This is a genomic window from Saprospiraceae bacterium, assembly GCA_016710235.1.
Taxonomy (GTDB): Bacteria; Bacteroidota; Bacteroidia; order Chitinophagales; family Saprospiraceae; genus Vicinibacter.
This window is the reverse complement of sequence record JADJLG010000001.1, coordinates 1741878-1754751: the sequence shown is the minus strand read 5'-3', so window position 1 is coordinate 1754751 and position 12874 is coordinate 1741878. Positions and strand designations below refer to the sequence as shown.

The following is a 12874-nucleotide window of genomic DNA, read 5'->3' as shown; positions in this document are numbered from 1 at the left end:
TTGAAATGATATGAAGTTGAAAGCTTTACATGCCTCTGCTGGTACAAGGTGTGACTGTGCTGGCATTCCCTCTGCTGGCGCAAGTTTTCAAACTTGTGTCAGCTTGGCATTGACTAGTGTTACGGGTCTGGTTGATGCTGTGCAAACTTTAGGCAATAATAAAATTCCATCATTTTTGTGTTATAAAATGATATTAGAAACGTTTAAATTCAATTTAACCCAGTCTTCTTGTGCAACTGGTTATAATACGGCGACAGAATGTAACAGTCAGAATTGTGTAAGTTATAAAAATGCAATATACATGCCTGGATGTGGCTGGACATTGTCAGAATCTGATTATGGGTGTCGATAAAATAATATTATTATTAATAGTCAAATTAATACTTTTAATGAATGAAGTTAATGCTCAAGAACAAAATATTGATTCATTGCCAAATGATCTAAATGAATCCTTACAGAATTTTTTCAATGAGTATTTACTTCTAGATAAAAAGTATAATATTAATTACTTCACTAACCACAATAGTAGATTTTACATTGAAGAATTAGATTCAAATGAATTTACTAAGCCTCTTAGTTTAATTACGCCGAACGGCGATTGTATGTTGGTTGATTATATGCCTTTTGTTATCAGATCATTGTATCAATTATTTCCTGAGAATAATTATACTATTCCAGAGCAATACAAGAATAAAATAGTAAAAATAGTGAATGTGTCTACAGGTAGATTTAAGTCAGATGTTCTGCATGAAATTCTATCAAAGTATAATTTACTCCTTGAAGAATCAAAGTATGCTGCTCAAGTCTTGGAATTAGACTTTAACAGTTTCAATGGTCAAGATATACCTGAAATCGATTCAATTTCCTTTAATTCGTTGAATGGCTATATGGAAGATAGTATTTCTTATCTTAAAGATTTTAATTCTTCTGAATTAGAGTATCATTATTATTTCATGACCAAGCATCAATTGAAAACTATTAATTCTGATGATGTTGTTCTTCCTTATATCAAGTTAGATGTTTCAACTAAAGAAAAACTTGACGAGCAACTTAAAAAGTTATTTCATAAAAGTAGATTTGTTGAAGTTGAGCAGGATTTCATTACAATTTCGGAAAGATAAATATTTAAAAATTCTTAAATCAAAAACTAGTAGAATGGAGCACGAGAGCTGTAAGTATAGTTTCTTTAATATCCAATGCCAAACCATACAAAATTAAGTATTAAAAATGAAAGTTTCAAGCTTTTTAAATTGCAAAATAGTTCTAATCTTAAGTTGGATAATTTTTCTATTTTTTTCTATGTGTAGAGACAAAAGCACAAGAGAATAGAGGATCTAATAAACATACCTATAAGTAGAGCATACGATATATATGACTACAATGAAAGTAAGAGATTGACCTATTCTTTCAATGGAAAATTGTCATTATCAAATTTTAAACCGATGGAATCACGAGTGGAACTATTGGAAAAAAATATCATGAAATTACTTATGATTCATTAGTCTATTTTATTGAGAAAGATAGTTTAGAAACTATATTAAGTGATAATATTTTTAGAGTAGATAAAAATGAAATAAAGGACATACTAAAACCAAACGAAAGCTTGTTTTACAAAAAAAATACTTATTATAGAATTGTCATTTATCAAGATACAATCTATTTCCGTCAATATGATGAAATTTTTGATTGAGTGTGAGGTAAATTATAACGTATCTCTTCAAGGGGATATATAATATTGAAGAAGTTGACCATATTCTTACTAATTTTCATTTTAACCCACCGCGATCTAATGCACAAATTTCGACTGCAAAAGCTGATTCTCCTTCTATTTTAAATGTGATCTGATTCTGAAAGTGCAGATGCGAAACTGGACTTACTCCTGACTTTCTAACTGTTCATTGTTTGGATTGTTGAAATTGCATTGATCGCATGAGTATTAGAAATTTTTCTTTCGCTCCCAATAATTTTTTCCTTCTATCTCATCAAGAATGTTGAGGTAATTCTGGTACCTGATAGGACTGATTTGACCTTCTGCCAAAGCCTGGAGAACAGCACAATATGGCTCATTGCGATGAAGGCACGCTCCTCCGAATTTGCAATTTTGCGAATACTGAAAAAATTCTCTGAAGTTGTGTGCGACATCCATCGTACTCAGGTTATTGTAACTCAGGGTTTTGATACCCGGCGTATCAATGATAAAATGAGCGGTGTCAATACTGAACATTTCTGCGAAAGTCGTCGTGTGGGTTCCTTTACCGCTACTCTCTGATATTTCTCCGGTTTTCAACTGTAACTGAGGATACAGTATATTGAGTACACTGCTCTTCCCGACACCGGATTGCCCTGAAATTAATGTCGTTTTGTCTTGAAGCAGACTTGCGAGAAGCTTGATTTCTCGTTCATCAAACAGCGATGTAGATATCACCGACCTGGTGATTCCCTTATAAATTCCAACCTGCTCCTCAAAAAATAATCGTTCCTCTTCTTGCCATAAATCTGACTTGTGAAAGGCAATGATAACAGGTATATTTTGTGGCTCTGTCAATAAAAGAAATCGATCGACAAAGCCCGCCTTGTAATGGGGTTGAATGAGGGTAGTGATCAATAATACTTGATCCACGTTTGAGGCGAGCAAGTGCAATTGGTGTTTATTGCGTGGTGATTCTCTCGCGATATAATTTTCCCGTGTCCCTATAGAATGAATGATACCATTTGTCTCGCCTTCGGGTTCAAACTCCACTACGTCACCTACTGCGACAGGATTTGTGAGATCACGATGCTCCAATTTCATTTTACCGGCAAGTCTGCATGCAAAAGTTTTCATACTGACTGTTTCCAACACTTCATACCAACTGCCTGTGGATCGCATTACCTTGCCTGTATTCATCCTTTATTTTTTGGCAGTAAGGCTCACAGCTTCTTGTACAGCATGAGACAATGACCGGATCAACGAAGGATCTTCTTCGATAGCATTGCCTACGACAATGACATCCGCTCCTGCTCTTAAGATCTGATATGCATTCTCGCCATCCCGAATTCCGCCACCGATTACCAGGGGGACCTCGAGCACTCTTGACAACTTTGTGACCATATCTAGTGGAACAGTTTGTCTGGCACCACTCCCTGCATCCATAAATATGGTCTTCAAACCAAGAAACTGGCCTGCCAGTGCTGTCGCCTGTGCGATTTCGGGCTTGTCATAAGGGATTGGTTGAGTTTGACTGATGTAGGCTGCAGTGTTATTGCTTTTGCCATCAATCAGCATGTAACCCGTAGGTATCACCTCAAGGGACGATGCATGCAATCTAGCTGAAGCCTCAACCTGTTTGCCGATTAGATACTCCGGGTTGCGTCCTGAGATCAGCGACAAAAAAAGTAAAGCATCGGCATTAAGACTAATTTGAAATCCACTTCCCGGAAACAGTACCACCGGAATCCTGGAATTTTCCCGAATCAGCTTAATACTCTCTTCAAGACGATCCTGAAAAATAAGACTGCCACCAAGAAAAAAATAATCGACATTACTTCTTATAGACAGGTCAATGATGAGTTCTAGATGCCTTAATTTCTGATGGTCAGGATCTATCAACACCGCAAGGCTCTTTCTTCCCTGAGTTTTTCTCTTCTGCCATTCCGTTAGAATATGAGGTTTCATTTACCCAAAGGTAGTTTTTTTCAACAAATCCGACTACACCCTGATTCATTCAATCCATTTTGATTCATAGTCATCTTCCCGTATTATAAAATTTTTAGCAAATCCATACTATACATACTCTTATTTTCTAACTCGCCAAATTGAAAACAAAAAAAACGCATAGAAATATCAATACAAATTACAAATTTGAAAATAATTTTTCTGAAAATTTAAAGATAAAATCCCGCTTCAGATTAAAAATAACCTTCGATGAATTCGCAAATTATTTTAAAAGCCACCAAATGATAGGTGCGGTCCAAACAATGTAACAAACTACAATCCAAAAATCAATATGAGCTGTTGTATTTTTAATTAATCACTTCATCAAAAAAAAAATACCTCGCTTCCAATTTACTCGATCTCTGAAAACGAAAAAATTTTGGTTAAGATTCAGCTCCAATAAAAGTATAATTAAATACCTAAAAATATAATCCTCCGATGCAAATTTTTAAACCTGCCAAAGCGAAAATAAACAAATAAACACATAGAACAAATGAATACTTGCAAATACAATTCCTCAGCGACGATAATTGGAAAACGGAGATCAGTAGTCAAAATTGAATATAAAAAATGAACGGCTGGCTCAAATTCAAATTATAAAGGCAGTCCTAAATACGTCGATATTGCGCAAAAACCAGCTTGAATGAAATTCAAGCTTTTCATTCAACTTCACAGAATTTCGGTGTTCAACAGTCAGTTAGAATGCCGTATTAATATCTTTGTCAGGTCTTATTCTGTTTTGTATTATGAATTTTTGAATCAAAGAAGGTTTTTGGAAGTATCCTTAATTTGAAAATTCTTAGTTTTACAGTCGAATCAGCTCAAAACCAAGACCGAATGAGTCCTTCAGTACATCGTTGGTATATCGGAATTCTTACCGCAATAGTCGTCGCAGTCACGATTGGCTTGGGAATTGGTGGATACAGTTATTACAATACCGCATTGGAAGAGAGATTTTATCATCCTTTACATCAATTACTAGATCCGGCGGGAACCCTGGGTCATGGGCTTGGGATTAGCGGAACATTGCTGATAATGATTGGTGTTTTTGGCTACATGATACGCAAAAGGTCCCCAAGATTGAGAAGAATCGGAGTTTTAAAATATTGGTTGGAGTTCCACATCTTTTTGTGCACTCTCGGGCCTGTCCTGATCTTATATCATACTGCATTTAAATTTGGGGGAATTGTTTCGATTGCATTCTGGAGCATGGTAGCTGTAGTCGCATCGGGTGTTGTTGGCCGGTTCATTTATATTAGAATTCCCAGAACCATTCAAGGTAGGGAACTCAGTCTCGCAGAAATCAATGCTGACATATCCACTTTCCAACAGAAAATCAAAGAATCCCTCCCACAAGGTATTGAAGTATTTGAATCAAATAACTATCAAGTAGGCACTTCAAATTCAGCAAATAATCCCATATCATCCAGGGAACAAATCAAACACATCAAAAAACAACTCAGGGAAAATAAAATTCCTGAATCTCTGCAATCAAAAATTATCTCCTTGCACAAATCCCAATTTTCCTTGCAAAATCGCATCAAAAATCTGTCTCAAATGCAGCGGCTCTTCCGGTACTGGCACGTGGCACATTTGCCCTTTGCAATCATCATGTTCGTCATTGTACTTATTCATGTTATTGCCACTTTAGCCTTTGGGGTGATGTGGAACAATTGACAAGCATATGATCGAGTGGTTGATTTATATTGCGGTATTGATTTTTGCAGTGGCAGTATTCTATTTTTATATTGGGAAGATAAAGAAAGAATCAGCCAGATCAACACATAAAATTGAACAAGCCAAAGAAGCCGGCACATTCGAACCCATTTCATTACATCCTCATATAGATACCAATACATGTATACGCAGTGGAGCTTGCCTAAAGGCCTGCCCGGAACACGATGTCATTGGTATTGTCAACGGCAGAGCTACCTTGGTCAATGCGAGTCTCTGTATAGGACATGGAGCTTGTTTTCACGCTTGTCCCGTTGAAGCCATTTCTCTGCGAATCGGCACAGAAAAAAGAGGTGTTGATTTGCCTCATCTCAACCAAAACTTTGAAACCAACGTGCAGGGAATTTTCATTGCTGGAGAGCTTGGAGGTATGGGTCTGATCAAAAATGCAGTCGAGCAGGGCAAGCAAGCTATGGACGCCATCGTTGCAAGCCTTCCCTCAAAACGAAGACATCCGGTGGATGTTATCATCGTTGGCGCAGGTCCGGCAGGAATCGCTGCGGCACTTCAAGCAAAAAAATCAGGTGTAAAATATCTATTATTGGAACAAGATACACTAGGAGGTACCGTGTTCAGTTTCCCTAGAGAAAAAATAGTGATGACAGCTCCAATGGATCTCCCCCTTTATGGTAAAATAAAATTATTTCAAACAAAAAAAGCAGAACTGCTACAGCTGTGGAGCAATGTATTTTCTAAACATGAAATAGAAATCAAGGAAAATCAAAAAGTGGAAAAAATCCTAATGGTCGAAGATGGATTTGAGATGATTACAAATCGATGCTTGACTTTTTATAGCCACAAGGTTCTACTTTGTTTGGGTCGTAGAGGTACTCCGCGAAAATTGGGTGTTCCGGGAGAACACCTGGAAAAAGTTGCCTACCGCTGTCTGGAACCTGAGAGAATATTGAATCGGAAAATAATGGTTGTAGGTGGTGGAGATTCCGCTATAGAAAATGCGCTACTACTTTCGGAACACAATGCGGTAAGCTTATCTTACAGAAGTGATAAATTCAGTAGACTCAAACCACAAAACAAAATAAATATTGAATCAGCTATCGCCTCCGATAAAATCAAAATTTATTTCAACTCCCAAATTGTTGAAATAGAGCCTGACAAGATAAAACTCAACTGGACCGAAAAAAGTGAATCTATCACTTTGGAAAATGACCTCGTGTTCATTTTTGCAGGAGGTGAACTTCCCACTCAGTTTCTACAAAATGCAGGAATCGAAATCAAAAAACGTTTTGGTTATACTGTAAAATCACATGCAAAAAGTTGAAGTAAATATTAAAATCATTATTCTCTTCTTCAGCTGCATCACCGGTGGCTATCAAATCAATGCACAGATTTCACCTGGCAAACTCAGTGCAGCACATAGCCATTTGGAGGGCTTGTCCAATTGTACACAATGCCATGAAATTGGTAAAAAAACTCCGGACTCAAAATGTCTGAGCTGTCACGCTGAACTGAATAACAGGATAAAAAACAATAAAGGATACCATGCTTCTTACGAGATAAAAGGCAAAGAATGTATCAGCTGCCATAGTGAGCACCATGGAGTGAAATTTGAAATGATCCGTTTTGATACAAAAAATTTTAAGCATGAATTGACAGCTTACAAACTGACGGGTTCGCACCAATCTGTAGATTGCCGGAAATGTCATGATCCAAAATACAATCAAAATGCTGAACTCAAAAAAAACAGCAAAACCTACCTCGGTCTATCTCAAAAATGCAATACTTGTCATGAGGACTTTCACCAGAATACACTTTCTTCAGATTGTGCATCTTGCCACCAAACGGACAAATTCAGGCCTGCTCCATTATTCAATCATCAAAAAAGCAACTTTGCTTTAAATGGTGCCCATAAGAACCTTGATTGCAAAAGTTGCCACCCTACTGAAATGCGCGGTGGAAAAGAATTCCAAAAATTTTCAGGCATTGCTTTTCAGTCTTGTGCATCTTGTCACAAAGACGCACATGCAGGCAAATTTGGAAGCAATTGTAAAGCATGTCACAGCGAAGAATCTTTCCAAAAAATTTCCGGAAACTCCGGATTCAATCATAATCTCACCGGTTACAAACTCGAAGGAAAACACAAGCATCTGGACTGCAGATCCTGTCATGACAACAGAAATCAGCCACCACATAAGTTTCAAGAGTTTTTGCTGATCAAAGATATACAATGTGTCGCTTGTCATAAGGACGTGCACGATGGCAAATTTGGTATTGACTGCAAAAACTGCCACCAGCAGGAGTCATTTCGTATAAACTCTATTCCTTCCACTTTTGACCATGACCTGACGACATTCAAGCTGGAGGGAAAACATGAACAGGTGAATTGCAAGAACTGTCACAAAACCAAGATGACGGACCCTGTTGCACACCAACAATGCAATGATTGTCACACTGATTATCACCAGGGAGAAATCTACCGGAATGCGGAATACAAAGATTGTGATGACTGCCATAGTGTACAAGGGTTTGCAGGCAGCCGATATGGCTTAGATCAACACCAGAAAGGAAATTTTCCACTTCGTGGAGCACATCAGGCAGTCGATTGTAAATCCTGTCACCTGAAACGAGACCGATGGACTTTCAACCTGCCAAATCAAGAGTGCAGGAACTGTCATGGAGACCAACATAAAGGCCTTCTCCCTGAAGAATATTACAAACCTACAGATTGTCGATCCTGCCACAATGAGGATTCCTGGCAGTCAATCACGAGCTTTGACCACAGTCGTACCGATTTTGCTTTGAAAGGCAAGCATTTGAGTGCAAATTGTGGGGCTTGCCACACCGTACAAAAACCTGAAGGCAAAAAAGAACAATATTTCCAAAAAGAGAGCAAGCAGTGCTCTTCCTGCCATGATAATCCGCACGGCAATCAATTCCAGCAAACCACTGCCAAATCTTGTAATGACTGTCATGGTTTTGACAATTGGACCGCAGCAAATTTTAATCATGATTCAACCCGATTTCCATTAACAGGCGAACACAAAGTCGTATCTTGCGCTAAATGTCATTTTCCCACAGTGGTGGATGGCTTAGAATTTGTCTTGTACAAATCAGGAAAAGTAGAATGCAAAGATTGTCATTTATAGTCTTCTTTTGCTTTATTGGATTAGGTCTGGGATATGCTCAGTCACCTCACGGTGATTTTCTCAAAATAGACTGCGCCTCCTGTCACAATCCGGATTCTTGGGGATTTTCTGCTCAGGCAAATTTCAACCACGACAGCACCCATTTTCCACTGACAGGACAACATCGAGCTCTCAACTGTAAAAATTGCCATCAAAGTTTAAAATTTGAACAAGCAGACGAGACTTGTATAAGCTGCCATGCAGACATTCATCAAAACTCCGTTGGCACAGATTGTAAGCGATGTCATTCAAGTCAAAATTGGCTTATCCCAAGCGCGCTGCAAATGCATGAAAATGTAGCTTTTCCATTGATAGGTGTACATAGAAATGCAGACTGTAGACAATGCCATACATCTGCTTCCGGTCTGGACTTTACAGTCTCAGGAGTACAATGCATAGACTGCCATCTTCAAGATTTCAAGGGCAGTACCTCCCCCTCTCACGAAAAAAATCATTTCTCAACAAACTGCACCGATTGTCACTCATTGTCAGACGAAAATTGGAAAACCGACAAGGTCGATCATGCATTTTTCCCACTTGAAAAAGGACACGATATTCAAGACTGTAAAAGTTGTCACCAAAGCTCGGACTATAGTGTAATAGATGCGGCTTGTGTCTCTTGTCACCTTGCTGATTACCAGTCCACCAACAATCCCTCGCACCTCAGTGCAGGGTTTGAAAATAACTGTGCATTATGCCACACGACAGATCCGGATTGGAAACCGGCAAAATTCTCCAAACACGATGTTCATTTTCCAATTTATTCCGGGGGTCACCAAGGAAAATGGATGGTCTGCACAGATTGTCACCAGAATCCCTCCGATTTTAAACAATTTACCTGCACAACTTGCCATACGAACCCTGAAACCGATGAGCACCACCAGTCAGTCAACGGTTATATTTACAGTGACAATGCTTGTCTAGCCTGCCACCCTTCCGGTGATGTTCAAAATGGCTTTAATCATGATCAGACCGCTTTTCCTCTGACTGGAGCACATCAGGCTGTAAATTGTCTGGAGTGTCATTCATCCGGATTCAAGGGAACGCCTACAGATTGTCAGTCATGCCATACAAAGGATTATCAGTCCTCGCAAGAACCTTCACACAGCAAGCTAAACCTGAGCACCAACTGTATCGAATGCCATACAACTGCTCCGGGTTGGGCACCGGCAAAATTTGATATCCATGATCAATATTATGTTTTGGAAGGCGCTCATCGAAATATAGCCCAGGATTGCAAGAAATGCCATGTACAGAGTTTCTCCGGAACAGCAAATACCTGCACCGGATGCCATAAATCGGATTATGATCAAACCAAAGATCCTGACCATCGCTCTGCACAATTCCCTGAAGATTGTGCCAGTTGTCATAACCAGACTGCATGGGTGCCAGCTACTTTCAATCACGATGGATCTTACTTTCCAATATATTCTGGTAAGCACAAGGGTGTTTGGACTCAATGCATTGAATGCCATAAAAATCAACAGAATTATCAACAATTTACTTGCATCGGCTGTCACACCAATCCTGAAACTGATCAGAAGCATACCACTGTAAATGGTTACTTATATCAAGACAATGCCTGCTTCGCATGTCACCCTACAGGTGATGCGGATTTCAAATTTGACCACAATGCCACTGCATTTCCTCTTACAGGTGCACACCAGGCTGTAAATTGCCTTGAGTGTCATTCATCCGGCTTCAAAGGAACATCTAGTTTATGTCAGGACTGCCATACCAAGGACTTTGAGAGCAGCCAAGACCCAAATCACCTTCAGTTAGGACTGTCCAAAGATTGTTCGGGTTGTCATACTACAAATCCGGGTTGGGCACCGGCAAAATTCGATATCCATGACCAATATTATGTATTAAAAGGTGCACACAAGCAGATCGCCATGGATTGTAAAAAATGTCACCAAAACGGCTTCACAAATACCCCGAATACCTGCGTGGGCTGCCACAAAACAGAATACGATCAGACGACAAATCCAAACCATAAAACAGCACAATTTCCTGAAGATTGTGCAAGTTGTCACAATGAATCCGCATGGATGCCGACACAGTTTGACCATGATGGCATGTTTTTTCCGGTATTTTCAGGGAAACATAAAGGTGTGTGGACTCAATGTATAGAATGTCATACCAATCCCACTAATTTTTCGCAATTCAGTTGCCTGGCTTGCCACAATAATCCGGAAACAGACGAGCAACACAAGACCGTAGGTGGATATGTTTACGATAATAATGCTTGCTTTGCTTGCCACCCTACAGGTGATGCGGATTTCAAATTTGACCACAATGCCACTGCATTTCCTCTGACAGGTGCGCATATGACTGCAAACTGTCTCGAGTGTCATCAATCGGGTTACAAAGGGACCTCAAGTTTGTGTCAGGACTGTCATAACAAGGACTTTGAGGCAAGCCGCGATCCAAACCACGTTCAATTGGGTATTAGCAAAGAATGTTCCCTCTGCCATACTACCAACCCGGGATGGAGTCCTGCCAAGTTTGACAACCATGACGCTCTTTATCCTTTAACAGGAGCCCACTCACTGATCAAAAATGATTGCAATAAGTGCCATCAGAATGGCTATAACAACACTCCAAATACCTGTGTGGGCTGTCACTTGACAGATCATGAAACTTCGCAGAATCCTCCACACAAAAATCTGGGAATATCTACTGATTGCGCAAGTTGCCATACAACTGCTCCGAGTTGGGCACCGGCAAAATTTGACGTTCATGACGATTATTATGTGCTTCAAGGTGCACATAAGACAATTGGGAATGACTGTATTCAGTGCCACAATGGCAATTACACGAATACTCCAAACACCTGTGTAGGCTGCCATCAGGGTGATTATAATAATACTACCAATCCAAATCACCAGGCTGCTCAGTTTCCAACAGATTGTACCCCGTGCCACGGGCAAAATAGGTGGTCGCCGTCAACTTTCAATCATGATGGCTTGTATTTTCCTATTTACTCAGGCACACACAAACCCCACTGGAGTCAGTGTATGGATTGTCATTTGAATCCTTCTGACTTCAAGCAATTTACCTGTATTTCATGTCACAAAAATCCGGAGACCGACCAACAACACCCAGGTATTGGTGGCTACGTCTATCAGGACTTTGCCTGTTTGGGATGCCATCCGACCGGTGAAAAAAATATGGCATTTGATCACAACCAAAGCGCATTTCCATTGACAGGGGCACATATTCAAACAGATTGTAAAAGCTGCCACAAAAACGGGTTTCAAAATACTCCAACGGATTGTTTTGAATGTCATAAATCGGATTTCGACCAATCAAATGATCCGGATCATAAGGCATTAAGCTTCTCCAATGATTGCGCACAATGTCATACCACTGCGCCGGGCTGGAAACCTGCAAAATTTGACGATCACAACAGAATCTGGGTCATCGATGGCGAGCATTTAAAAGTTGCTAATAATTGCACTGCATGTCACCAAAATGGTTACAGTAACACCCCAAATAACTGTTATGGTTGCCACCAAAGCGATTATAATAATAGCACCAACCCAAATCACAACTCTGTAGGATTTCAGACAGATTGTGAACAATGCCATACCAACCTTACTCCGGACTGGAAGCCTGCAAAATTTGATGATCACAACAGAATCTGGGTCATAGATGGCGAACATTTAAAAATTGCAGACAACTGCGCGGCTTGCCATCAGGGAAATTACAATAACACACCAAGCAATTGCAGTGGCTGCCATTTGTCGGATTACAACAATGCAACGAACCCAAATCATAAAACACTAAATATCCCATTGCAATGTGAAGATTGTCACAGCACGTCAGGTCAATGGACGCCGGCAAGCTTTGATATCCATGACAATTATTATCCATTATTGGGAGCCCACGCCTTGATCAAAAATAATTGTACCCAGTGTCATTCCGGCAATTACAGCAATACTCCAAATACCTGTTATGGCTGCCACCAATCTGATTATAATGGCACCAATAATCCGAACCATAGCCAAGCTCAGTTTCCGACAACTTGTGAGAATTGCCACTCGCAATCTGCCTGGGATCCTTCAACATTTGACCATGATGGAGCCTATTTCCCAATTTATTCGGGCAAACACGACAATAAATGGAATACCTGCTCTCAGTGTCATCCCAATTCATCGAACTATACCGTTTTCAACTGTTTGGGTTGTCACACTGCTGGAAACACGAATCCTGACCATAATGGGGTAAGTGGTTATCAATACAATAGCAATGCTTGCTACAGTTGCCATCCCGATGGAGATAATTGATTGAGAAGGGG

8 protein-coding genes are annotated in these 12874 nt (G+C 39.7%); 6 read left to right on the top strand and 2 right to left on the bottom strand.

Features of this window, described 5'->3' with window-relative positions:
• Positions 1 to 10 precede the first annotated feature (10 nt).
• Both IPI99_07205 and IPI99_07200 read left to right on the top strand, forming a co-directional pair.
• On the top strand, positions 11 to 352 hold the full coding sequence (locus tag IPI99_07205; protein MBK7340296.1) for a hypothetical protein: 342 nt from the start codon (positions 11 to 13) through the stop codon (positions 350 to 352).
• Entirely contained in the window at positions 339 to 1121 is a 783-nt protein-coding gene (locus IPI99_07200; GenBank protein MBK7340295.1) for a hypothetical protein, read from the top strand. The genes IPI99_07205 and IPI99_07200 overlap by 14 nt, the downstream gene beginning before the upstream one ends.
• An 815-nt stretch (positions 1122 to 1936) precedes the next feature.
• Here IPI99_07200 and rsgA read toward each other — a convergent pair.
• Positions 1937 to 2887, bottom strand: a complete 951-nt coding sequence (gene rsgA / locus IPI99_07195; protein ID MBK7340294.1) for a ribosome small subunit-dependent GTPase A — start codon at positions 2885 to 2887, stop codon at positions 1937 to 1939.
• A gap of 3 nt (positions 2888 to 2890) precedes the next feature.
• A complete protein-coding gene (locus tag IPI99_07190; GenBank protein MBK7340293.1) occupies positions 2891 to 3655 on the bottom strand; it encodes a geranylgeranylglyceryl/heptaprenylglyceryl phosphate synthase in 765 nt (254 codons plus the stop codon).
• A gap of 876 nt (positions 3656 to 4531) precedes the next feature.
• On the opposite strand from IPI99_07190, the gene IPI99_07185 reads away from it, so the two are divergent.
• Genes IPI99_07185 through IPI99_07170 form a run of 4 tightly spaced genes read left to right on the top strand, consistent with a single transcriptional unit; the run spans position 4532 to position 12863 of the window.
• Positions 4532 to 5371 (top strand): hypothetical protein, encoded by an 840-nt coding sequence (locus IPI99_07185; protein MBK7340292.1) that lies wholly within the window; start codon positions 4532 to 4534, stop codon positions 5369 to 5371.
• Positions 5372 to 5378: 7 nt separating this feature from the next.
• Complete coding sequence (locus IPI99_07180; GenBank protein ID MBK7340291.1) at positions 5379 to 6707, top strand: NAD(P)-binding domain-containing protein; 1329 nt, start codon at positions 5379 to 5381, stop codon at positions 6705 to 6707.
• The gene (locus IPI99_07175; GenBank protein MBK7340290.1) at positions 6694 to 8532 is read left to right on the top strand and encodes a cytochrome c family protein; all 1839 of its coding nucleotides are present in this window, start codon (positions 6694 to 6696) and stop codon (positions 8530 to 8532) included. The genes IPI99_07180 and IPI99_07175 overlap by 14 nt, the downstream gene beginning before the upstream one ends.
• Positions 8511 to 12863, top strand: coding sequence for a hypothetical protein (locus tag IPI99_07170; GenBank protein MBK7340289.1), 4353 nt, complete (start codon positions 8511 to 8513; stop codon positions 12861 to 12863). The genes IPI99_07175 and IPI99_07170 overlap by 22 nt, the downstream gene beginning before the upstream one ends.
• The last annotated feature ends 11 nt before the right edge of the window (positions 12864 to 12874 follow it).

What these genes read in the sequence shown, in the direction of transcription:
- IPI99_07180 (MBK7340291.1), top strand. Translation starts at nt 5,379, where the DNA reads ATGATCGAGTGGTTGATTTATATTGCGGTATTGATTTTTGCAGTGGCA.
- IPI99_07190 (MBK7340293.1), bottom strand. Translation starts at nt 3,655, where the DNA reads ATGAAACCTCATATTCTAACGGAATGGCAGAAGAGAAAAACTCAGGGA.
- IPI99_07170 (MBK7340289.1), top strand. Translation starts at nt 8,511, where the DNA reads ATGCAAAGATTGTCATTTATAGTCTTCTTTTGCTTTATTGGATTAGGT.
- rsgA (MBK7340294.1), bottom strand. Translation starts at nt 2,887, where the DNA reads ATGAATACAGGCAAGGTAATGCGATCCACAGGCAGTTGGTATGAAGTG.
- IPI99_07185 (MBK7340292.1), top strand. Translation starts at nt 4,532, where the DNA reads ATGAGTCCTTCAGTACATCGTTGGTATATCGGAATTCTTACCGCAATA.
- IPI99_07205 (MBK7340296.1), top strand. Translation starts at nt 11, where the DNA reads ATGAAGTTGAAAGCTTTACATGCCTCTGCTGGTACAAGGTGTGACTGT.
- IPI99_07175 (MBK7340290.1), top strand. Translation starts at nt 6,694, where the DNA reads ATGCAAAAAGTTGAAGTAAATATTAAAATCATTATTCTCTTCTTCAGC.
- IPI99_07200 (MBK7340295.1), top strand. Translation starts at nt 339, where the DNA reads ATGGGTGTCGATAAAATAATATTATTATTAATAGTCAAATTAATACTT.